The following is a 25,495-nucleotide window of genomic DNA, read 5'->3' as shown; positions in this document are numbered from 1 at the left end:
TTTCTTTTTTGTGGTTAATTGATAGTGTAGTAAAGCATTATGTTTTAAAATTTAATCTAAACCTTCCAGAAATCCGGTATGAGAACTTTTTATAGCAAAATTAGAATCATACAGCAGAGGCCAGTCATTTCCTGGGTGGTTAAGTTCTGTACTATATGGAATCCAGGATTCATTATCCTTCATTCCCCAAACTGTCAGGGCATATTTATTTGCGGCAGGAAGGGCGTTATATAGCTGCACAATCTCTTTGTATTTTTGCTTTTGCGCTAACCTTCTTTCATTTGTAAAAGTAGAGATGTCATTAAACTGATTTACCTGTATATCTAATTCCGAAACATGGATTTTTAGACCTTTAGCGACAGCTCTGTTAATATCAGTTTCTATTTGGGCTTTGGTTGGGGTTAAATACGTATTGTGCATTTGAAAACCAACTCCATCAATTATATTGCCTGCTTTTAAGTTGTCTACAATACTAAAGACTTTATCTTGTTTTGCAATATTAGTTGAGGTAGCATAGTCATTGTAGAACAATAACAAAGAAGTATCACCTGCGGCAGTTGCAGCATCTCTGGCCCATTGGAAACAGTCTTTTACATAATTTGGTCCCATTCGCTGTAGAAAAATAGTATTTCTCATGTTACCGCCATTGTCATCTACAGCTTCGTTAACCACATCCCAGGATTTTACTTTTCCTGCATAATGCGTAACCACAGCCGTGATGTATTTTTTTACTTCTGCAGCAAATTCAGCATCAGTGCCAGAAAAATCTTTTAACCATTGCGGTACTGAATTATGCCAAACTAATGCATGACCGTGAACATTGATGTTATTGGTATTTCCGTAAGCGACAATTTTATCGGCTACAGTCCAGTTGTAGACACCGCTTGCAGTAGAAATTTGATCCATTTTCATTTCGTATTCGGCAGAAATACTGCTGAATTCATTTTTCAAAATAACATCATAAGGGCTTCCATTTGTTAATTGCGAAGCTTTTATTGCCATACCAATAAAAAATGGGTTAGCCAATTTATTTGCTTTTACCTTTAAAAATGTTGGATCTTCCGGAATACCGCTGGAACCTGTAGTGACAACACTAATCACATTTGAATAACCCGAAATCTCTGTTTCTGATTTGGCTCTTACTCTGTAATAATACTGCGTACCTCCCGTTAAACCAACCACGACTTCATTTAAATCAGTTACTTCTTTTGAATTGTAATTCGCAACAAAAGTTGTAAAATCTTCGCTTGTCGAAACATCCAAAAGATAGCTTTTTGAATTAGAAACATAATTCCATTTTGCTTTAAAGCCATTATCATTTACGTCCTTTGGCGCATTTGCAACTGGTGTTTCCAGAGTGTCAACACCTTCATTATCGTCTTTTGAGCAGGCATTTAAGAAAAAGACAAAGCTGGTCAGCATTAGTAAAAATTTAATTTTCATACTGTTTTTTATTATAGAATATTCCTTATTGATAAGATGAATACTCTTATTTATATTTTCTGTTTTTATAATTTACTTGTAAAGAGGCTGTTTTTAGTCACAGCCTCTTTTTTAAGTTTAAAGATTAGAATACAAGACCATCAATTATTGGTAGCGAATTTTAATATTGTCAAATTTAATAGTACTTGGATTAGGAGTATCTGTTTGGACTATTCCTACTTTGATTTCATTAACTTTAGAAGCGTTCAGCGTAGTGGCAGGCTGCCCAAACCCGTAATCATCTTTAAAATCGGCTAAAGTTATTGTCTTAGTAGTCCAATTAACATCCGTTATTTTAAAATTATAACCATAGTTTTTACCATCGATAGTGTTTAATTGTATGGCTAATTGAGCGCCTATTACATTGGCACTTACGTCAATATCTATAAAAGTTCGTGTAGCATCAGTATTTGATGTACTTAGAAAACTAGTTCCTCCTCCGGCGCTGCTTCCGTTGTAACCGTTGGCAGTTGAACCAGTCCATGCAAGTGTTGCATAATTACCTGTTGGGCCACCTGTAGTATTGGCGTTAAAACTATCGATATCGCCATAAGAATTCCAACTCGTTCTGACACCGTTTCCGTCAAAATCAGATACAAGAACCAGTGTGGCAAAATTTATGGTTCTTTTTGCTGTACCTCCCGGAGTAGTGATTATTAATTCTGATCCTGAAACTGCATCTGAAGGTAAACCGATAATAATGGAAGAAGACGATTTTAGAGTATAACTTAGCGTTTTTCCTCCTAAGGTTACCGAAGAAATATTATAAAACCAGGTGCCTTCAATTTCCAACGGGAATCCCGGAGTGGCTACAGCCGGAATTGTTTTTGTAATCGTTGGAACAGGCTGTAAAATTTCAATATTTTTAGTCAGCGATCCAGACGCGGTTGTAAAGGTGATAGGCTGTACTCCAAATCTGCTGCCTAGTTTTTCATCAAAAGGAATAGTGAAAATAAAAGATTTATCTGAATTGTAGTTTGGATTGAAACTGATGTCAATTTTGTTGTCCAGCGTAATCTTTTTTAATCCCTCTAAACCTTTGCCTTCAACTCTGACTTTATTTAGTGGAAAAGCCTGATTAAGTAAATCTCCCGGTTCTGCAACCATAGCATCTACATTTGCAGTAACCGCATCGTCATTTTCGCAGGCTGTAAAAGAAACCAATGCGAAAAGAATTAGAATTCTATATTTTATTTTATTTATCATAATAAGTTAGTTAAAGTTAAAAGGAACCGGAGGCTCTAATAATGATGGATTAGTATCAATAGCAGACTGTGGCAATGGCAGTTCAAAGTAATTGCTTCCCGGAGTTATCTTTCTGGAAATCAATTCTGTTCTGGCATCATCAGAATAGAAACCAACTTCCTGCTGCGAAATGATCGCTGTTGCTTCGGTCAGGCCGCGGCGTTTCAAATCAAAGAAATATTGTCCTTCAAGTGCAAATTCAACCCTTCTTTCATTAAAAAGTTCGTCTCTTGTTAATACTGTTTTAGCTGGCAATCCTGCTCTCGCTCTTACTTCGTTGAATGAGCTTAAAGCTGCTGCAGAAGTTGTTGAACCGGCTCCTGCTAAAATCGCCTCAGCATTCATTAATAAAATATCAGAATACCTTAATATAATTGTGTTTTGAGAAGTTCTCATAAAGAACACATCGTTTCTTTCGGCTGCAGAACCTACAATGTATTTTCTGAAATTAGCTGCTGTAGAAGAGTATATTTTTTTATACAGAAAACCACCCTGACTTTTTAATAATTCAGGATAATAGTCTCCATCAGTCATGATTGTACTCTTTTTTCGGGTATCTTTTGGTTCAAATCCATTTTGTAATGAGATTGACGGAAGATAAACTCCCCAACCGTCACCACCGCCTGTAATCCCTGTACCTCCGGGAACTATATAGGCCTGATTTGTATTTTGTGTTCCCCATTCTGTAGCAATAGCTTTCCATTGCAGGGCAAACATACTCTCTGCACTGTTATTATTCTCCGGACTGCTGAACAAGTTTCCGTAATCCTGAATTAGCGTATATTGGTTCCCAATAATTTTCTGGGTTAATGCGGCACATTCTGCATATTCATTTAAGGTTAAATGCACTTTTGCAAGAATACCCATAGCAGCATATTTAGTAACATATCCTTTTTTTGCTCCTCTTTCCGGTAAATTTTCAACAGCATATTCTAAATCCAGTTTGATGAATTTATAAACATCTGAAACAAGATTTCTTTTGGGCTGTGCAGCAGAACCTGCTTTGCTTATAATAGGCACGGCTCCAAAAGTTCTCACCAAATAGAAATAAGCATTAGCTCTCATGAACCGGGATATTGCGATAGCTTTTTTATACGATGCTTCTGGCAGTTCACTCTTTCTTTCTTCGACTAAACTCATTAAATTATTAGATTGATCGACTACAGAAAACAACGAAACATATCCTTCTGTCAGGATTGGGTTTTGTGAGGTTACCTGAGCATCCTTAAACTGTGCATAAGCACCGTCAAATGTAAAAGCGTTGCCGGCATACATATCGCCTACAGCAATTAGAAATTTATCATTAAAAGTAAACCAGGGCTTGAAGTACAAACTCTCAGCAATTCCGTCAAAAGCCGTAACTCCTTCTGGTAAATCACCCGGTGTTAATTGATTTTCTGATGGTGCATCCAAAAAATCATCTGAACAGGAAAATAAAGACAGCAATGGTATCAGCATTCCCATCATAAAAAGTTTAAAAAGTTTTTTCATAACTATTTTTTTATGTTAACGATTATAAATCATTACGTTAAATGTTTTTTTATAAATCTTAGAATTCTAAATTCACTCCTATAGAAGTTGTTCTTGGTACAGGATAACGTCCTAAATCAATACCACTTAGTGTTATATTCTGATCTAAATTTCCAAGGGCAGGATCAAAACCGGTATATTTTGTAAACGTGTATAAATTCTGAACATTTACATACAATCTTACTTTGGATATAAAAGAGTTATCGAATATCTTATTTGGCAAATCATATCCCAAAGAAACATTCTGAATTCTTAAATAAGAACCATCTTCAACGAATCGATTCGAAATTCTGCCATTACCATTTGGATCGTTAAGTGTAATTCTTGGCACATCTGTATTTTCGTTTACACCAGGTTCAAAAGCCTGCATGGCCTGAGTGCTGACATTTCCGAATCGGTCTCCAAATCCCGGATAAATTCCATCAGTATAATGACGTGTGAAATTATAAATCTGGTTGCCCTGACTACCGGTTAAAACAACTGACAAATTGAAGTTTTTGTATTTAAAATTATTGGTAAACGCATAAGTAAAATCAGGAATTGCATCTCCTATGGCTCTTTGATCTTTACTGTCGATTTTTCCATCGTTATTAAGATCTTTAAAACGGATATCTCCAATTCCTGTTCCTGTTTCCTGAACTGGCCCTGCAGCTAATTCAGCCGCATTTTTAAACAAACCGTCTGTTACATATCCGTAAAATTGGCCTACCGGTTCTCCTTCTGTAGTTCTGGTAACGGTATATAAATCAAATTGTACTTTTCCTAATAAAGATTTGCCTTCTCCCTGAAAACTTGTCAGCTCATTATTGTATTTTGAAAAGATAATGGTACTGTCCCAGGTAAAATTTTCAGTCGCAATATTTCTTGTATTCAAAGTAAGCTCGATTCCTTTGGTAACAATTTCACCCGTATTCAGGTAATAGTTAAGTGCACTTTGATTAGATTCATCATTGATTTGTTTGGTAAGGAAATCAGAAGAATTTTTAATGTAATAATCAAAATCTAATTTTACTCTGTTATTAAACATTGCCAATTCAAAACCAGCGTTGAAAGATTTAAGGGATTCCCATTTAATATCAGGGTTTCCTAAATTGTCAATTGTTGGAGAAACACCTCCAAACGGAGATGAAAGCAATGATAGAATAGTCTGGTATCTGTTTGCAGGAATATTTTGATTTCCTACCAAACCATAACCGGCTCTGAATTTTAAGTAATTTATGCTGTTTGATAAAGGCTCAAAGAACTTTTCGTTACTTACTGTCCATCCTCCGGAGAATGCAGGGAAATAGCCCCATTTGTTGTTAGGCCCAAAGTTTGACGAAGCATCTGCTCTTAAGGAAGCAGAGAAGGAGTACCTGTCTGAAAAGCTATAGTTTAATCTCGAAATATAAGAGGCCATTGACCATCTGCCAGAGCCATTTCCGTTCAATGCAGTATCGATATCACCAATGTTTAAGTTGGTAAAATCTTTATTTAAGAATTCACCCGTTCTGTACCCACTTAGGTATTCATACTGGGTTTCCTGAGCTTCCTGACCTAATAATAAAGTAAAGTTATGATTCTCGTTTATTGTTTTATTATAAGTTAAATAATTTTTGATGTTCCAGTAATAACTTTGATCCTGCTGTTTGAATGATTTGTTTAAAAGTTCAGATACATTTCCTAAAGTATATTTTGGAGCAAAAGTTTTGCTTTTTGAAAAGTTCAAATCATACCCTAATTCGGTTCTGAAAACCAATCCTTTGATAAGCGTAAAATCAGCAAATAAATTACCATTAATTTTAAATCTTTCTGTTGTCGAATTATTGTATTCTGACAAAGCAATAGGATTAGTAGCCTCATTTGCAGAAGAACCTAAACCTGTTGTTGGCCCTGCATAAGAACCGTCCGGAGTTCTAACCGGTAATTCCGGAGATTGCCTTAACGCGTTCATAACCAAACCGCCTCTGTCATCGTTTCGTACTACTTGCTGAGAAGATTTGCTTATAGATAAACTGTTACCAATCTTTAACCATGATTTTACATTAGAATCAACATTTAATCGCATCGATAATCTGTTGAAATCTGAATTTAGAACAATTCCTTCCTGATCAAAATAATTTAAAGAGGTGTAAAAACGTGTTCCCTCTTTTTCTCCGGAGAACGACAACTGATGGTTGTACATTGTAGCAGTTCTAAAAAGTTCATCCTGCCAGTTTGTACCATTTCCTAATAAATCTGGTTTTTGGTATTGGAAAGGAACAGGCTCACCATTTAATTTGAAAATTTTTGCCTGATATTTAGCATATTGGGGTAAGTTTAAAACATCAACCGTATTGGTTACCTGCTGAGTTCCCAAATAGGTTTCGTATGCAAATTTTGATTTTCCTTTCTTTCCTTTTTTGGTTGTAATCAAAACCACACCGTTTGCACCATTTGCACCATATATTGCCGTTGCAGAGGCATCTTTTAAGATATCAATAGTTTCAATATCCGAAATATTCAAACCAGATAAAGCCGAATTTTTAGTTTGTCCGTTTCCTCCGCCCAATGCGCTGAATGAAAATGAATCATTGTTTTTATCTGCAAAAACAGGTGTTCCGTCAATAACATACAAAGGCTCATTACCATTAATAGAAGTAATTCCTCTAATCTGAACCGAAATTCCTCCTCCGGGGGTTCCTGAGTTTTGAGTAACGTTTACACCTGCAGCTTTACCTACAAGAGCCTGATCGATAGAAGTAAAGGGTTTATCCTGAATTTCAGAAGCTTTAATAGAAGAAACCGCACCATTAATATCCTTTCTTTTTGAAGTTCCGTATCCGATTACAACTACTTCATTTAATTTTTCAAGGTCATTTACCATCGTCACCTGCATGACCGGTTTTGCAGGCAGTATTAAATTTTTATATCCTACATAACTAAAAACCAATGAAGCTGTTGGTTCAACATTGTTTAATACAAAACTACCGTCAAAATCGGTTGTTGTTCCATTTTTTGTTCCTTGTACTATTACACTAACACCTGGTAAGCTGGCTCCTCCCGATGTTACTTTACCTTTAACAGTTTGAGCAAAGAAAAAATTTCCCCACATACATACTATTAAACATAATAATTTTTTTAATGTTTTTTTCTGCATAAAATTTGGTCGTTTAAGTTTGAGTTAAATAATTAGTTAATCTTAATCTGAAAAACATTTAATAGTAAGATCTTTTGTGTGCTCTTTTTTTGGAGTCATAACAAATAAATTTTTTCTTAAATATTTCTTAACGAAAGTAAAATCCAGAGGGGTGTCATTGTAGAACAGATGATGCATATTGTGCAACAGATGATGCAAAAAAAATAGTTGACACCTGATTATCACTCAAAAAGGCAATTACAGCTATTAAAACCATCTGTGAAGTATTGATAAAAAAAAGGAGAAAAAAATATTGTTTGTGCAGAAAAACTGTGTTTATATTTTTTATATGTGATTTTTTTAGGACTTAGAGGAAACCCGTTTTTAAAAATTTACTGACAAAAAAAGAGCTTCAATTTCTAAAATCAAAGCTCTTTGGAATTACATTTGTCTTTAAGTGAATCTTTTTTAATGCATTATTCTTTGGTTCTGTTTTCCTGTGTTGGCAGATATCCGTATTTAACTTTATAACATTTAGCAAAATAGGAGGGAGAAGTAAAACCTACTTTATAGCTTATCTCATTAATATTATTATTTCCTTTTTCGATTAGTTGTTTTGCTTTTTCCAATCGCACATTTCTAATAAATTCGTTAACAGAAACACCGGTTAATGTTTTTATTTTTCGATACAATTGACTTCTGCTCAGGAAGATTTTAGAAGACAATAGCTCAACAGTCAATTCAGGTTCACTGATGTTTTCATTAATGAAATGCAGGATTTTTTGAATGAAATCATTATCCAGCGACGTTGTTTTTTCTTTGCCTTGTTTGGTGATTCCGCTGTAAAATTTCTTAAACATTATCTGTCTGCTTGTAATAAGCTGTGCAAGGCTTGATTTTAGAATATCCAATTCAAATGGTTTACTCAAATACATATCAGCGCCAGAATCGATACCTTCTAATCGGTCTTTTACCATTGCTTTTGCCGAAAGCATCAACAACGGAATGTGACTTGTTTTTAAATCACCTTTTATGTTTTTACACAACTGGAGTCCATCCATAACCGGCATAATAACATCCGTAATGATCAAATCAGGCAACTTTTGCACAGCAAGTTCGTAGCCTTTTTTACCATTTTCGGCTGTAATGACCTTGTATGATTTGCTTAGTTCCTGTTTTAAATAATGTCGCAATTCAGGATTATCCTCCACAATCAAAACTGTATATGATTTTGCGCTTTCTTCTGCAGATTTGTCTATAGTTTCATCCGTAAAATCATCTTCATCGGTTTGATTATTGACAGCTTCAAATACAAATTGATTTTTATTTTTTTCTATTTTAAAAACTTCGTCGATTATTTCACTTTTCTTATATAGAGAGTTGCCCAAAGGAAATATAACTTTAAATTTTGTGCCTTCCCCAAGCTGGCTTTCAACTTCAATTTTTCCTTTATGGAGTTCAACAAATTCTTTCACCACCTCCAAACCAATTCCGGTGCTGCCGTAATAATCTTTATTTACATTATTGACCTGATAAAACCGGTCAAAAATTCTGTTCAGATCTTTTTTGCGAATTCCGGAGCCGGTATCTGTAATTGTTATTGAAAATGAAGGCACTTTTTCTCCATAAATTATCAATGCATTATTAGGATCTGTTGTAGCGATAGAAATAGTTATAGAACCATTATCGGGCGTAAATTTGAATGCATTTGAAATAATATTAAACAGTATTTTTTCCAGCATTTTTGGATCCAGCCAGTCTTCCAGTTCATCAAGTGACGACTCAAAATTAACGCTAATGTTTCGCGCAGCAGCTTCCTCATCAAAATAGCCAATAATTCCTTCTGTAAATGCTATGACTTCTATTTTCTTCGCCTGAAGCGAAATTTTATTGAACTCTAATTTATTAAAATCCATAAGCTCATTAATCAGCCTCGAAAGCCTGTCAGAACTTTTGTGAACGATTTTTAATTTATTGTGTATTTCCGGGGATAGTTTTTTGCTTCTTAAAATATCTTCCAGAGGATTAATAATCAGTGTTAAGGGCGTTCTGAATTCATGAGAGATATTAGTAAAAAACTGTAATTTTTTGTTGTTTAATTTCTCTAACTGAATGGATTTTTCTTTTTCTAAAATTATGGCCTGCTTCGCCTTAAAACGATTTTGATAAATCTTATTGAGATAGCGAATTAGGAAAATTAAAATAGTGGCGTATATTAAATAAGCCCAAAAGGTTTTCCACCATGGAGGCAGGATTTTTATTTTTAATTCTAATTGATCATTGCTCCAGGAGCCATCTGCATTGGCCGATTTGACTTTGAAAACATAATTGCCCGGAGCCAGATTTGTATAAGTTGCTGTTCTGTTATTGCCGGCATAGTTCCAGTCTTTTTCAAAACCTTCCAGGTAATAGGCATATTGATTTTTCTTAGAATAATTATAGTTAATTCCCACATACTCAATTGTAAAAACCGATTGTGTGTAGTTGAGTGTGATTTCTTTTGTTTGAGAAATTACTTTGGTCAAAGGCGAACCTTCTTCATTTGGTTTTACGGACCGATTGAATAATTTAAAATCACTGAAATACAATCTTGGCGCTTTTTCTGTTTTTTTGATTTCGCTTGGATTAAAATAATTTACGCCCTCATAACCGCCAAAATACAATTCTCCATTTCCATCTTTAAAGACAGCATTATTATTAAAATCGTTATCAATAAGACCGTCATCTTTATTAAAATTGGTACTTTTTTTATTTTTAAAATCAAGTTTTGTTAATCCGGATCCGCCGCTTATCCATAAAGAACCGTTATTGTCAGAAATTATAGCACGAACAGATTTTTCTGTAAAACCCGGAAAATCATCATAATTTGAAAAAACTTTATTTTTTTTATTGTAACTAAACAACCCCTGACCATCAGTTCCTATCCAAATTGTTTTATCATTAGATTCATAAATAGATAAAATGGTTTGAATCCTGTTGTGTCTATTAATGCCGCTGAACATGGCATCGCGCATTTTTGTTACCTTAAAACTGGATTCGTCTTTTATATTTACCTGATATAATCCTAAAATCGTTCCTACCCACAATATATTATCGGAGTCTACAAAAACTTTACGGATAAAAGCATTGTCTAAAGCATTTTCAGAAAATGGTTTTGAGTCACAATGAATAATGGTGCTGGTCTTATTATCAAAATAATGCAGTCCTTTTATAAAAGTACCAATCCAGATCCGGCCTTTTGAATCTTCGGAGAAACTAAAAACCCGATTCGATTTTAATCCTGTTGAATTTGCAGTATTGTAGTTTATGAATCGGGTAGTTCCGTTTTTTAAAAAGTAAATTCCACGGTCCCAGCTTCCGATCCAGATATTTTGTTTACTATCTATAAAAATGGTCTGAATGTCGACAGCATCTAAACCGGAATAATAATTTTGATTGTTTTTGTTAACGTGAATGTAACTTTTATTACTAAGATTATAAATATCGAGTCCCCCGCCTTCATTACTTATTAATAAATTTCCTTTTTTATCTTTTATAACCGAAGTTACATAACTAGTCTGCAAGGAATTGTCATTATTGGCAAGTGATTCAAGAGAATTGAATTTGTTGTTGGGTTTATCAAATACTCCAAGTCCTTTATTAAAATAACCTAGCCAAAGACGCTTTTCTTTGTCTTCATACAAGGACCAAACCGAATTGGATTTTAAACTGAAACTATTGTACTTACTGTGCAAATATTTTTGCAGTACCTGACCTTTATAATTTACAACCAATAATCCGTCATTTTCTGTGCCGCAAACTATATAATCCTGACTGCTTTGTACAATTGATAAGATTTTGTTTTTGGTAATGAAAAAATTTTCAAACTGATAATTATCTGTTTCAGGCTTGATTTTTATCAGCCCATTTTCAGTCGTTCCCAGCCATAAATACCCAAATTTATCTATAACAAGACTTTCTATATCATCTAGTAAAGGTTCTCTTTTAAACTTGTCCTTATAAACCTGCTTGACTTTTCCGTTTAAATCGATCTCCAAAAGGCCATAACTGGTTCCTAAATATATAGTTCCCTGCTTATTTTTTACCGAAGACTTTATTAGAAAGTTTGGCTTGTCCAGTACTTTTGATTGTACTAAAGAAGCTTTTAAAGTTTTTATATTTAATTTGAATAACCCAAAACCATATGCACCTAAGAATAAATTGCCATTATTATCCTGAATGATTGTTTTTATAGTAATTGGCTCATTATAACCTTTTCTGATGACATCTTCGATATTGATTTTAGTAAAATTATCCAGGTCTCTATTGTACAAACACAACCCTTCATCTGTACCAATCCATAAGTTATTAGCAGAGTCTATAAAAGTGGTGTAAATAAAGTTACTGTTTAATGAGCCCGGTTTTTTATCATATTTATAGCCAAAATAATTTACACCATCATACCGATACAAACCCGCACCGTTTGTACCTATCCAGATAAAACCATTATTATCCTGAATAATAGAAGAAATTGCTCTTTTTGTAGTGGTTTCTTGTATGGTTCTAAATTGGTAACTGTCAAATTTGCCTTGAGAAAACAGACAGTTGCTAAGTGAAAAGAAGCACAGAAGAATAAATTTGATATTTTTCATTTACATTTTTAATGTTATTATTTCTCAACTTTCATTGAAAATAAAATGGCAATTGGTTCTTTTTAAGAGATATATAAAGCAATATTAATAAAAGTAAATAGAGACGCTTATTTTTTTGCATCTAAATTTCTCATATTGCCAAAAACCTGAGTTCGATTAATAATCCTTTATGGGAATAATCGTACTCAGGCTTTAGAGCTGCTGAAAAAACAGACTATTTCAGACCGTTTTTTTATTTTAATTCAAACTTGCCGGTAAGTCCTTCATTAGAATTCCAGCCAACCATAACGTTGAATACACCGGATTCGATCAAAAATTTGCCTTCATTGTCATAAAATCCAAGTTCGGCATCTGTTATTGTAAATTTGATTGTTTTTGTTTCTCCTTTTTTTAATGTTACAAGTTCAAAACCTTTTAATTCTTTAACAGGTCTGACAATACTCGCGGCAACATCATTTATATACAATTGAACCACTTCTTTTCCGTCAAAATTACCTGTATTGGTAACGTCAACAGAAACTTCTATTTTTTCATTTTTTTGGAATGAAGGCTTTGCTATTTTCAGATTTTTGTAGGCAAAAGAAGTATAGCTTAAACCATAGCCAAAAGGATATAAAGGCGTTTTTTCAACATCAGAATAATGTGACCAAAAAACATTCTGATCTTTATCAGTCGGTCGTCCTGTATTGTATAAATTGTAATAGATAGGACATTGGCCCACATTTCTCGGAAATGACATTGTCAATTTACCACTCGGATTATAATCTCCGTATAAAACCTGTGCAATTGCATTTCCGGATTGCGTCCCTAATTGCCATGCTTCAACAATAGCAGGAATGTTGGCTGCTGCCCAGGGCAAGGCTAACGGACGACCATTATTTAAAACTAAAACAATATTGGGATTTACTTTATAAACTTCTTCCAGCAATTGCTGTTGATTACCGGGTAAACCCAATTCTGTTCTGCTGCGCGCTTCACCGCTCTGATAACCAATTTCACCCAGCACCATTACAACAACCTCCGCATTTTTTGCTGCTTTTTTTGCTGCTTCAAATCCTGAAAAATCAGTTGTATTAATTTTTACTTCGTCTACAAATAATTGTTTATTTGTAGCCACATCGGTTCCTTTTTCATAAACCAAAATGTTGTTTTTGTACTGCTGCATTCCTTCAAGGACAGATACTGCTGTATTGTCGTCAGCTGCAATTCTCCAACTTCCGAGAGGGCTGTTTTTATCCTTTGCCAAAGCACCGATTAAAGCGATTTTAATTCCTTCTTTTTTTAATGGCAGCAGGTTTTTGTCATTCTTCAATAAAACGATCGACTTTTTGGCCATGTCCAGCACTCCATCATTATTTGCCTTGTTTCCAATATCTGATATTTCACGGGCTTCATCACAATATTTGTAGGGATTGTCAAACAAACCCAATTCAAATTTTACTCTTAAAATTCTGCGGACAGCATCATCGACCACGCTTTCTTTTACCACGCCATTTTTTACTAATTTCACCAATTCTGTCACATAAACATTTGATTCCATATCCATGTCAGAACCTGCTATAGCAGCTTTTTTAGCGGCATCGGCTCCATCAGCTGCGTAACCGTGCGTAATCATTTCGCCTATTGAAGCCCAGTCAGAAACAACAAAACCCTTAAATCCCCATGCTCCTTTTAATATATCTCGTTGCAAAAAACTATTTCCCGTTGCCGGAACACCATTTAATGTATTAAATGAATTCATAAAAGTTCGGATACCGGCGTCAACTGCCGCCTTAAAAGGCGGTAACACAGTATTGTACAGCTTAGAATTACTCATATCTACGCTGTTGTATTCTCTGCCTGCTTCTACAAAACCATACGCTGCAAAATGTTTGGCGCAAGCAATGATTGAAGTATTATCGAAATTTTCACCTTGAAAACCTTTGACTCTTGCCGTAGCAATTTTGCTTCCCAAATAAGGATCTTCGCCAGCGCCTTCCATTACTCTTCCCCATCTTGCATCATTAGAAATATCTACATTGGGGGCAAAAGTCCAGTTTAATCCAGAAGCAGAGGCTTCGACAGCAGCAATCCTGGCGGAATTTTTTATTGCATCTAAATCCCAGCTTGCGGCTTCTGCCAACGGAATAGGGCTAATGGTTTTGTAACCATGGATGACATCAAAACCAAAAATGAGCGGAATTCCAAGACGTGTTTCCTCAACGGCTATTTTTTGTACGGCTCTAACTTCTTTAACCCCTCTTACGGTCAGCATCGAGCCGACCCATCCTTTTTTTATATTATTGTATTTTTCTTCATTTGTGCCCGATTCTGGTTTTGGCCCCGTAACATCCCATGAACCATTGTACTGATTCATTTGACCTACTTTTTCTTCTAAAGTCATTTCTTTCATCAAAAGTGAAATACGATCTTCAATTGGTTTGTTGACATCCAGATGCTTTTTTGTCTGAGCATAACCGTTTGCAAAAATGATTAGCAGTATAAAAGCATATTTTTTGGTTTGTTTTTTCATCATGTGGTTTTAGTTTTATTAGAAGTTATTAAAGTCAGATATGTGAAACATTTACATTTTTGCCGAATTCATCTTTATTTAGTTTGCAGGTTGTGTGCATCAAATGTGTAGAATTTTAGGATTGTAAATGTAGTTTTACAGCAGTAACGTTAGTAGCAGATATGAAGCATTATGTGCGACAAATGATGCATAAGATTCCTCTGGTATTAATAAAACAAACAGATTTCTGTGAAATATTTCGATTCAATCCTGTTAGAAAAAAACTTTCATGAAACTCCATTATAAATAAAAAACCTCCAAAGTCATTTGATTTTGGAGGTCTTTTGTCAATATGTTTTGCAAGCCAGACTTTTAGCAGTCTGTTTTTATTCTTTTCAATTCAGTTGGTGAGTAACCGAACTGTTTTTTGAATGCAAAAGAAAAATGTGATAAATTCTCAAACCCTGTCTCGTAATAAATATCAACCGGGTTTTTCTCTTTTTCGGTAAGCTGGTAATTCGCCAATTCTAATCTTTTTTTGGTCAGCCAGCGTTGCGGTGTAACATTGAATGCCTTATGAAAATCCCGCTTAAAAGTGGTCAGACTTCGACCTGTCAGGTAACCAAACTTTTCCAATGACATATTAAACATAAAGTTCTTCTCCATAAAAGTGATTAAATCAATTTTGTCGGGCTCGTCAAAATTTGCTAATATAGCGTCGATATTCTGATCAATATTTCTAAGAATTGAAATTGCTTCGGTAATTTTTAAGGAAGCGATATTTTCGGGAAAATTCTCCTGCATTTCAAAATACGGAATCAGCGAAGCCAAGCAGCTTTCCAGCAAAGGATGTTTATGGAAACTGAAAATTTTTGATGTGACAGTTTTTGGTTTTACTTTTCCCGGATCATAAAATTCCCTAAGTCTTCTGGCCGATAAATGCATGGCGACTGCTTTGTGAGGCAGCCCGTCTTTTGGTACATTGACGATAGTAGCCAATTGATTTCTTGGAATTAAAAAAGTACTCCCTGCACCAAATATAAAACTTTCATCTGCCTGGATAATTTTTGTTTCACCCGAAATCAGCCACACCAGCAAATGATCATTAAATGCTGCTTCGGTTTTAAACAACTTACCACTGTAGTTGGAAAGTTTAATCTCCGGGTTTATGTAATTTACCTGATAGTCCATATTCTTATGTGATATAAAGATACAAATATTAACTAAAATCAAATTTTATTTCTGTCATCTCCTCGCTCAATTTCCATAATCGCTTAGCATTCCTTTCATCTAATGAATAAGGTTTAACACCACCAATGACTTTTTCATTTGAATTTAAAGATGCTATATCTGCATTTTCACAATATACACCGCCAATATCATTGAGCAGCTCGCTGGTAGCTGCCCAAACTGTTGTGGCTGCACCCTGTGGAATTGTTTTTAGAGAAGCTGCAACTTCTGGCAGTATATTTCCTTCAGCATCAGTAAAACCCAATTTTTGTAACAAATCAAGCGGTGCTTCTCTTCCTAATTCTGTTTCGCCGACCGAACCCGGACATAATGAATAACTTCGCACATTATAAGCTTTTGCCCGTGTATCTAATTCCATTGAAAAAAGGTTAACCGCTGTTTTTGACTGACCGTATCCCTGTAAAGTTTCATATTCTCTATTAAGGAAATTGGGATCCTCAAAATCGAAATCTGAAAATTGATGCCCGCCAGAAGAGACATTTACCACTCTCGCACCATTTGCTTTTTTTAGTGCTGGCCATAATTTTGCTGTGAGCTGAAAGAGCGCCAGATAATTGGTAGCTAACTGCGATTCATACCCGCGGCTATCTCTGCGTAGCGGGACCCACATAATCCCTGCATTATTGATAAGTAAATGAAGCGGCCTGCCTGAATGCAAAAACCTTTCGGCAAAAGCATCAATAGAATCGGGGTTCATTAAATCCATTTTTTCAATTAACACATTTGCAATTCCTTCCAGATTTCTTTTCGCTTTTTCTACATCTCTCGCTGGTACAATAACCGTTGCACCTGCTCCTGTAAGTGTTTTAACGGTTTCCAAACCGATGCCTGTATTGCCTCCCGTCACAATGGCAATTTTTCCTGTAAGATCAATTCCATTTACGACTTCATACGATGTTGATTTAGCATCAAATCCTGAGCCTAACGCTTTTTGCAATTTTCCCTGATAATTATTCTGTTCCATTTTTTTTAATTTAAGTTGTTTTACAGGAACAAAAATAGAGCACATACAAAGGAGCCACTTTGTTTAAACGTCCTAATATGCTTTGTTCAAAAGTCCGGATATTTAAAATGTACTTTTCGTAAGCTTCTCATAATGTTTGTGTTTAAATTTTTGTTGCGACAAATCTTTCCAGTTAGTTAATAAGAATTTAGGTTACGTTGCTCAGTTTTTATGGGGCTGAATAGTTTTCAGTCATCGAAACTTTATCCACAATAAGTATAGACCAGATTTTTTTGTACCCAAATACGTACTTTATTACTCCACATACAAATTGTTATTAATGAACTTTACAGAATAAATTTTGCAAAGTATTCTGTTTCAGTATCAAACGATAAAATTACTATCTACTATTTATTAACTATTAATTATTTACTTATTAACTATTAATTATTTACTAACCTTTAAATTTTAAAAATGAAAAAATTATTGAAATTAACAAGTTTGCTATTTATAGCATTAGTGCTTAATTCCTGTGAAAAGGAACAAGAGCCAGATGTACCGCAAAGTGCTAAACAAGAGGTACAGAAAATTGCCAACAAAGAAGCCGCTTCAGCAGTAGCCGCGTTAGCTGGTGGTACCGGAGCCAGAACAATCACATTGCAGCCCAATACACTATCGTGTCCTGGTGGTTTGTGTACCTCTTATGGAGTTTGGTCAACAGGCGTTTATACCGTTTGGTTTACGATGAAATTTAATTCCGGATTTTATTGGAGCAGAGGCGGCAAATGCGGATATGGTATATTAATCGGTGATCAGAATACTGGTGGCGATCCAGGGTGGGATGGCAATGGCGGTAGTGCCAGATTTATGTGGTATTGTCCAAATGGATCAAACACATCCAAAGGAAGCGGAGCCTATCTTCAGCCGTATGTCTACTATAAAGATCAGCCCGGACAATTTGGGAATGATTTTGGAAAAAAGTATTACATACAAGAAGGAGTGACCTACAACTGCCAGATATCGGTTAAGTTAAATACAGGTTCAAATACTAACGGATATGTCAAATATTATGTAAACGGCACAGAGATATTGAACCAAACCATTCGTTGGGTGACGAACGATTCTAAACGAAATGTAAATGCAGTAAGTCTTCACACTTTCCGTGGTGGTAGTCAGGAATACTGGAAAGCCCCGGTAACTAGTTCTATTTATTATCCTAGTGCAACCTGGGATGCTCAATAGTAAAAAACAATTTGACCGGAATAAATAATAACCACAATTTCGATGTTGATAGTAATTGAAATTGAGTGTCCTTTCTTTTAATTTATGAACAAAAGAAAGAGACAAAAAAAAACCAGTAAACACTCATAAGTTTACTGGTTTGATTTTAATGTAATTATATTTTGTTTTTAGTGATCTTCACTGTTTTCAAACCCAAGAATCGTAATCATGTATGGCGTTTTTGAAACCTTAATTTTCTTTGCAATTGTCATTGAAGTCAAATTAAGCTGCAATAATTCTCCCGTATTTGGAGAAGTGATGTAAGCAAAATTTTCTGTTAGCTGAATTTGTGGTTTTAAAGCAGCATCAGTTGCAGTTTCGGCAATAATCTTTCCTTCTTTTTCAACTGATAAACTGTTTAAGTTGAATAGTTTAAATTCTCCTGAATGCAATAAAATTCCCAGTTTGCTGTCATTGTAGCTTACTTTACATTGCATAATAGTAGTATTTTGCAAAATCGGTTTAATTGTGCCATTTACAACATCAATTAAATAAGCTCCTTTTGCAGCAGTATAGCCTACAAATTTTCCTTTAGTTGAAGTTTCTAATATAGTTCCAAACCAGGCTGTTCCAAAATCTTCAGGATGTGCAATCAATTTTTGTTTTCCTGAACTTTCCACTACAAGAATACCGCTGGCAGAACCAAAAACAGCATAAATCCCGTCAGAAGCATTTCCGTGAATACCTTTTGTAACAATTGTCGCGTCAAAAAGTGTTTTGCCGGTATTGTCGATAATTTTTACTTTTTCAGGAAGTGTCCCTGTAATAGAATTATCCTTTTCAGTAATCGCATAAGTTCCGTTAGTAAAAGTAGCCATCGCGCCATGATGTGCCAAAAGTCCGGCATTTATCACTTTAAATTTGGCTCCAGCAGTATTGATTTCAGATTCTTTGGCAACAGACAAAGTACCATCCCCATCATTAAAAGTCATTAATTCTCCAATTTTACTTTTAAAATGCGTTGGCAAAAGCGATTGTCCTGTCAAAGCTCCAAATTGCGGAATACCATCTACATCAACATGATCGCCATGACTTTCAAAACCGCTGTCAAAAGTTTCAACCGTGTTGTCTGCTCGGTGTATAATTCCTGCATATCTGCCGGATTCTGTTGTATAAAGGGCTGATTTTGCAAATTTTGCATTAAAAGAATTTGTCGTAGCATCCACCGGATTTACCAATGTAATTTCAGTTGTTTTTTCGTCAGAAAGTAAAATTCTAAGGTATTTAAATTCTGAAAGCGTTTCTTCGGGAGTTTCGATAATATTATTGTCATCATCATTACTACAGGAGACCACGAAAGTCGATAAAGCAAATAAGAAAATCAGTTTGAAATAATTGTTTTTCATTGTAAAATGTATTTAAATTAATATTTGGGTTTAATTAGAAACTAATGGTAATTGGCATCGATTTATAGACGCTCAAATTGTGTGTGGTATTTTTGTAAAGAATTACCCAATTGTATTGACCGGATTGCCACGATTTATCTAAAGTTGTTGCTTCTCCAATAGCATCTTTATCAGCACCAATAGTGATGCTTTCTCCGCCCCATACGTCATTTATTTTTTGAAGCGTAGCAATTTTTGAAGCAGGAGCAAGGTCTTTATGTTCTACTTTTGAAACCACAATTACCTTTTTAAAATCAAGATTATCAATGCTTTCAGGATGATAATTGAGACTTTTTTTGATTAAAACAGAATATAAAATTCCGTCGCCCACAATCTGGCTAACCTGTGCGTGAGCTGTAAGCAAATCATTTTTTTTGAAAATTAATTCCGGCTCAACCCAGGTTTCCATATAATAAATCAAATCATCGTTTCTGGAAATCATATCGCGCCCTACTAAAGGATCAGCAGGCATATTGGCTGGATCAGTAATCGTAATTTGTTCCTTAATTTCGAGTTGGGTTCCATTCTCATCCAGGACGATAAAATAGAAATCAAATTTGCCTTCCGGAGCATCGGCAGGAATCGTAAAATGTTTGTGTACATTGGTGTTTTTTGTTCCAATGTATTCAGACCATTTAAATTCCAGTTTCCAGTCTTTTGTGTAGGTTTCTCCACTTTTCGGAAGGATTTTTAGCTGTACATCGGCAATTTTATCGCCGGCAACAACATCGGCATTAAAATGAAAATCACGACCAATCAAAGCGCGTTTGTTATTGGCAGTTCCAATTTCAATATTTTCTGCTGTGGGTTTTACAGCTTCCTGATTATCATCGTTATCACAGGCTGTAAATGCAGCAGCCGTAAGGAGAAACAGAACAAATAATTTTACTTTTTTCATAAGATTTAGGATTATTAATTTTGAATTAAAATTTTTATTGAGGAATTAAAAAAGGAACTTTGACCGACAGAATAATATTTCGGCTAGCCTCAGGAAGCTCGATTAACCGGTAAAAACTCGTGTGATTGAGGTATTTGGTATTAAACAAATTTTGAACCTGCAGGCTGATTGTAAAATCCTGTTTTCCGGTTTTTAACTTAGTTCCCAAAGCAAGGTTGAAAACATTGCTGCTGGCAGTTTTCTTTTCGGGAGGAACAATCTGATTTTGTGTTGCCGTATAACGGTAATCAATTGAGAAATAAGTGTCTCTCAAATTTTTGATTGCCGGACTGTACGTCATCCCAAACAAAACCGAAGCAGGAGGAGAGAAGGGAAGTGTATAGCCCTTTTTGTTTCCCGATAATTGTTCAGAATAAAGATATTCGGCCAGAATTTCGACACTTAAAACAGGCAGAAACTGATAACGCGTTTGCAATTCGCCACCGTATCGCATGACTTTACTCTGCTCATATTCAAAGACCTGATTTCCTGCTCCGTAATAAATATCATGCTGAGAAGTGGGATTCAGATAAATATAATTGGGAAAATAATTAAAAAACGGACTCAACTGAATGGACCATTTATTTTCCTGCCATTCCAAACCAAGATCCAATTGATACGAACGTTCTGCAGATAAATTCGGATTTCCTTTTTCAAATCTGAAATAATGATAATTGACACCGTTTGAAGCCAGTTCTTTTGCAATAGGCATTCTAAAACTTGTTCCCAGATTTGCTTTTAAAGTCAATTTTCCCGGATTGTAATTCACTCCTGCCGACCAGTTGAAACTTTGGAATGTTTTAGTCAAATCGTCTGAACGCTTTAAATATTGAGACGTTGTCTGGCCATTTTCCGTAATTTCACTTAGAAACCAATCGTTGTATTGTTCCATTTCGATTTTGCCATAATCCAATCGAACAGCACCATGAAGCAACCATAAATCACTGATCCGGATTTTATCATAAGCAAATAACCCCGCCGTAATTTGTTGGAAATCAGGAATTAAAAAACTCCAGCCATTAATAGTATTCTGCTGTTTTTCGCCATTCATTCCAACAGTAATCTGATGTTTATTTATCGAAAATTCATCTTTAATCGCGATAGAAAAAACTTCTTTATCGTACTGTCTTTCCAGATGTTGCGGTGCATGCATATCATCAGGGTATAAAGGCGGCATAAAACCATGGTTGACATAATGGCTCCATTCTCGACGAAAATTCTTCTGAAATCCCAATTGTGTTTCCAACTGGTGATTTCCTGCCTGAAAAGAAGTTGTATTACTGATTTTAGTATGCGTAACTTCCTGAAAAGGCATCAAAATATCACGGCTTGATTTGTCGTGAAGTTCAGTATCTACATTTCTGGGTTCTAGTCCGTGTGCATTGGCAAAAAAGCCGCTTTTGCTGTAAACATTACTCGCATATAAAACCGATTTGAATTCTTCGGAAACATATCCTGTACTGGCATGCAAATCGAGTTCGCGTCCTGCGGTATTTCGCAAGCGATTTTTATATAACGGAACGGCGTAATTGTAAACATGAACCGTATCTGTAGGAACACGATAATCTCCATAATACATAACCGTCATTCGGGTATCGAAAAACCATTTTTCATTTCGACCAAACAGATTGATCGATCCGCCAAATTGTTCATTATTGCTTTTTCCTGTAAAGTCAATGCTTCCGCCCAGAGTATTTTGCTCAGGCACTGGAACAGGTTTTATGTTGACCGCTCCGCCAATAGCATCAGATCCGTACATAAAAGACGAAGGACCTTTGATAATTTCGACGCGATTTACCGCATATTGATCGATTTCAAGGCCGTGATCTGCGCCCCATTGCTGACCTTCGTGTTTGATGCTATTTTCAACCACAATAACCTGATTAAAACTGAGTCCGCGAATAAGAGGTTTGGAACCTCCCGAACCAATGGAAATTGTTTTAACGCCGGGAATTCTCTGCAGCGATTGCATAAGGCTTCCGCCAAGGTTTCTCTGGATAAAACTACTGTTTACGGTTTCTATATTTAGCGATTCTTCTTTTTTTCGGCGAAAGCCAAAATGATCTGTAATAACTACTTCCTGTAATTCTTTAATGTCCGGTTTTAAGAAAATATCCGGTAATAAAACGGCACCTTCTTTCAGCGAAAGCTTCATTTCATAAGGCAGATAACCCGTGTAGTTTATTGTTAAGCTTTTTGAATCTTTTGGAATATTTGTAAAATAAAAAAGACCCTTTTTGTCTGTAATTGTGGTTAAATTACCGGGCTGAATAATAACGGTAAGACCTTCCAGTGAACCCCTTTCACTGGAAAGTACTTTACCTGATACACGAACTGATTGCGCTGCCGTTTTTGAAACTACAGCAAAACAAAAAAGCAAGCAAAAAATTCGGAATCGATTTAATTTGGTTTTATACATCAAAATCAGCTTATAAAATTTTAATGCTTAAGCCTTTAATAGTCTGCCACCCTTCTTTATCCGTCAGGCGGATTAAAAAATGATAATCTCCGGGATCAATATCCTCCGGAATGCTGATTTCCTGAACGGCTTCGTAACTTTTTTGCCCTGCGGGAATAGTTACAGAATTGATATAAAGCAACGGATTTGCAGGTTTTTTAATTGGATCTGACACACAATCATTGACTTCTGTACTATGCGTATGATGATCAAAATTGTGGTGAATATCAAGACTGTAAGAACCTAATTCGGCATTATCTGTAAATTTTGTTCTGAAGGTGATTTTTTGTCCGCGTGTTATTTCACTGCATTGTACCGGAAATGCATTCGAAGCAGAAATATCAATGACCGGATATTCTGTATCAATTTGCTCATTATCACTTGAACAAGCGGTAATAAAAAAAGACATTGCAAGAAGCAAAAAGACAAGTTTTAATGTTTTCATTGTTTTTTTATTTTATGAATAGAATACTAAATGCTGATGTATTACAGCGAAACAGGAACATCTATAGATTGTGAAAAATTGATATTGTACGTGGTATTTTTGTATACCAACCTGTAAACATAAGTTCCGGATGCCCAAGCTCTTGTGCCTGTAATATCCTGAGGTGTTGGCATATTATTATCTTTTTGCGCACCTATGATTAACGAAGGCATATCGCGCACTGTAGTGAAGGTTGTTTCATCAAAGATGACATTAGAGAAAGTACCAACTTCTGCCATGTCTTTATGTTCAAAGACATCATACACAATTACTTTGCTGAAGTCAATTTGATCCACACTTTCAGGTAAATGTTTTGCATTTTTATCAATTAGCAGCAAATACATTATGCCGTTTCCTTTTACTCCCGTAAGTGTAACCTGCGACATTATTTTATCGTTTGTTTTAAATGAATCTCCTTCCTGAGCATATTTTCCGTCTCTGTAGAAAAAATCATCATTTTTAAAAACGTTAAAAATGGTTGCGACCGGATTTACCGGCAAATTTTCGACTGCATATATAGTCAGCGGTTTCTTTACTTCCAGACTCGTTCCGTTTTGATCAGTTATGGTAATAATAAAATCATATTTACCTTCTGCTGCATCTGCAGGAATATCAAAATGCTTGTGAATTACAGCGTTTTTTGCACCAGTATATTGTGGCCACGTTATGTCATGCGACCAGGCTTTGGAATAAGTTTCGGTACTTATTTGTGCAATTTTTATTTTTACGCTTTCAATTTTATCTCCTGCAATCACTTCGGCATTAAAATGGAAATCATGGCCTATTGTAGCAGTTTCATTGTTTCCTAGTCCCAGTTCTATGTTATTAATAACAGGTTTTGCTTTTTCTGGTTCGGGTGTGTCATTATCATTGTCACAGGCGGTAAAAGCAAAAGCCGTTACCAGAAAGGTTACCAGAATTTTAGTTGTTTTCATTTTTTTTGATTTGGTTTTAATTGTATTCATAAATATTAAATTGGATTACTGAAATAAATGCCACAATGCAGCACAGCTATTTAGAAACAGCCATAAACGCATCAGGTAAATTTTATAAGTTAATGGGGGAATTATGCCTTATTAAGCAGCTTTGAAATAAGTCTGTCATTTTATAAACTAAACAAGAGTTCAGGATCAATTAAAAATTGTAATCTATTTAGTTGTTTGAAAATGAAACACACAATATTTACCTAAAATCGATTCTTAGGTTTTATTTTAATTGAATTTAAAGCCGCATTATTGCAAAAAATCAGTTTATGAAACTTTTTTTGAATAACAGCTATTCATAAAATAAACTTTGTAGCAGTTAAAACCTTAAATATTATTATGAAAAAGGAAATCCTGAAAGAAATTAAACTTTCAAAATAAAGACATAAAAAATAATTAGTTTTTCGACGGGATTAAAGCTAAATAAGGCGTGTACATTTCATTATGAAATGATTGCTTATTATTTAAATTCTGGGAGGTGCACGAAGCGCAAATAGGGATCCTTTAAAAAAGGAAGAGTAAGTTTTGAAATAAAAGCTAACATAAGGAGTAATACTATAACTTTTATGAAAATCAAAATGTACAAATGAAAATGTACTGACAGGGCTAAATTTAAAATGACAAATAGCACATTCCTCATTAGAATGATCATGTATTTTAAATTCGCTTTTATGCGAATGATGTTGTATTGAACTTTTATGTGCAGAATTATGGTTCTGTATATGTTCATAAGAATGTATCGCCGGAAACAGTATTGCAAATACTACCAGCAATGGCATAAAAAGAGTAATAAATTTAAATTTCTTTTTCATTCTTAACAATCACCTTAACTCAAGTATGATTGTACAAATATAAAACTCTTAATTTTAAATGCAACTTTGTTTCATTAAAAATTTACTTATTTATAAAATTGTACAATTATGTAGACGTATCATCTATCTGGAGGCATATAATTATTTCAGAATAAGTAAATGCGTTTGAGAAGGGCATATTTTTAAGTTGGTCAGAACATTTTAAATTTGATATAAGAATACTTTTGATGCAAAAACTAAGTAAAATTATATAAAAGTAAGAAAATTCATTAAAGTATAAAAACTTTTTTTAGTTGTAAAATTAATATTGTCAGTGAGTTAGCGAAAAGTTTAAAAAAACAGCTTAAAAATTATTTAAAAATAGCTTGTAAATGTAAATAAAGTACCTACTTTTGCACCCGCTTTGAAACACAAGTGAAACAAAAAAGAAATACACGTTCGTAGACATATTGAATTGACAGCCGTCTCGTTTTACAACGAGACAA

14 protein-coding genes are annotated in these 25,495 nt (G+C 34.8%); 1 reads left to right on the top strand and 13 read right to left on the bottom strand.

Annotated features, from left to right (window positions below; all coding sequences use genetic code 11):
• Window positions 1-51 precede the first annotated feature (51 nt).
• The 8 genes from JOD96_RS19890 to JOD96_RS19855 form a co-directional block, all read right to left on the bottom strand.
• Window positions 52-1,443: an endo-1,4-beta-xylanase gene (locus JOD96_RS19890; RefSeq protein WP_209565960.1), complete on the bottom strand. Its 1,392-nt coding sequence runs from the start codon at window positions 1,441-1,443 to the stop codon at window positions 52-54.
• Window positions 1,444-1,587: 144 nt separating this feature from the next.
• Window positions 1,588-2,688 (bottom strand): hypothetical protein, encoded by a 1,101-nt coding sequence (locus JOD96_RS19885; protein ID WP_209565959.1) that lies wholly within the window; start codon window positions 2,686-2,688, stop codon window positions 1,588-1,590.
• Window positions 2,689-2,694: 6 nt separating this feature from the next.
• Window positions 2,695-4,218 carry a RagB/SusD family nutrient uptake outer membrane protein gene (locus JOD96_RS19880; protein ID WP_209565958.1) on the bottom strand — a complete coding sequence of 508 codons (1,524 nt, stop codon included), beginning with the start codon at window positions 4,216-4,218 and terminating at the stop codon, window positions 2,695-2,697.
• A 58-nt stretch (window positions 4,219-4,276) separates the two neighbouring features.
• The gene (locus JOD96_RS19875; RefSeq protein ID WP_209565957.1) at window positions 4,277-7,375 is read right to left on the bottom strand and encodes a SusC/RagA family TonB-linked outer membrane protein; all 3,099 of its coding nucleotides are present in this window, start codon (window positions 7,373-7,375) and stop codon (window positions 4,277-4,279) included.
• A 455-nt stretch (window positions 7,376-7,830) separates the two neighbouring features.
• On the bottom strand, window positions 7,831-11,985 hold the full coding sequence (locus JOD96_RS19870) for a two-component regulator propeller domain-containing protein (protein WP_209565956.1): 4,155 nt from the start codon (window positions 11,983-11,985) through the stop codon (window positions 7,831-7,833).
• 232 nt (window positions 11,986-12,217) lie between these two features.
• Complete coding sequence (gene bglX / locus JOD96_RS19865) at window positions 12,218-14,497, bottom strand: beta-glucosidase BglX (protein WP_209566041.1); 2,280 nt, start codon at window positions 14,495-14,497, stop codon at window positions 12,218-12,220.
• A gap of 351 nt (window positions 14,498-14,848) precedes the next feature.
• Window positions 14,849-15,667, bottom strand: coding sequence for a helix-turn-helix domain-containing protein (locus JOD96_RS19860; protein WP_209565955.1), 819 nt, complete (start codon window positions 15,665-15,667; stop codon window positions 14,849-14,851).
• A 28-nt stretch (window positions 15,668-15,695) separates the two neighbouring features.
• Window positions 15,696-16,691, bottom strand: coding sequence for an SDR family NAD(P)-dependent oxidoreductase (locus JOD96_RS19855; RefSeq protein ID WP_209565954.1), 996 nt, complete (start codon window positions 16,689-16,691; stop codon window positions 15,696-15,698).
• Window positions 16,692-17,144: 453 nt separating this feature from the next.
• Between JOD96_RS19855 and JOD96_RS19850 the strand changes: the two genes are divergently transcribed.
• Entirely contained in the window at window positions 17,145-17,912 is a 768-nt protein-coding gene (locus JOD96_RS19850; RefSeq protein ID WP_209565953.1) for a polysaccharide lyase, read from the top strand.
• A 167-nt stretch (window positions 17,913-18,079) separates the two neighbouring features.
• Here the strand turns inward: JOD96_RS19850 and JOD96_RS19845 are convergent, their stop codons facing one another.
• The 5 genes from JOD96_RS19845 to JOD96_RS19825 are packed head-to-tail and all read right to left on the bottom strand — an operon-like array spanning window position 18,080 to window position 24,150.
• A complete protein-coding gene (locus JOD96_RS19845) occupies window positions 18,080-19,297 on the bottom strand; it encodes a hypothetical protein (protein WP_209565952.1) in 1,218 nt (405 codons plus the stop codon).
• A 34-nt stretch (window positions 19,298-19,331) separates the two neighbouring features.
• Complete coding sequence (locus JOD96_RS19840) at window positions 19,332-20,234, bottom strand: DUF4625 domain-containing protein (protein WP_209565951.1); 903 nt, start codon at window positions 20,232-20,234, stop codon at window positions 19,332-19,334.
• 34 nt (window positions 20,235-20,268) lie between these two features.
• Window positions 20,269-22,653: a TonB-dependent receptor gene (locus tag JOD96_RS19835; RefSeq protein WP_245188460.1), complete on the bottom strand. Its 2,385-nt coding sequence runs from the start codon at window positions 22,651-22,653 to the stop codon at window positions 20,269-20,271.
• Window positions 22,654-22,702: 49 nt separating this feature from the next.
• Window positions 22,703-23,176 carry a DUF4625 domain-containing protein gene (locus tag JOD96_RS19830; RefSeq protein ID WP_209565949.1) on the bottom strand — a complete coding sequence of 158 codons (474 nt, stop codon included), beginning with the start codon at window positions 23,174-23,176 and terminating at the stop codon, window positions 22,703-22,705.
• 41 nt (window positions 23,177-23,217) lie between these two features.
• Window positions 23,218-24,150 (bottom strand): DUF4625 domain-containing protein, encoded by a 933-nt coding sequence (locus JOD96_RS19825; protein ID WP_209565948.1) that lies wholly within the window; start codon window positions 24,148-24,150, stop codon window positions 23,218-23,220.
• Window positions 24,151-25,495: the final 1,345 nt, after the last annotated feature.

This window comes from Flavobacterium sp. 1355, from assembly GCF_017833415.1.
Lineage (GTDB): Bacteria > Bacteroidota > Bacteroidia > Flavobacteriales > Flavobacteriaceae > Flavobacterium.
The sequence above is the reverse complement of the archived record's forward strand: the minus strand, read 5'-3'. Positions and strand labels throughout refer to the sequence as shown.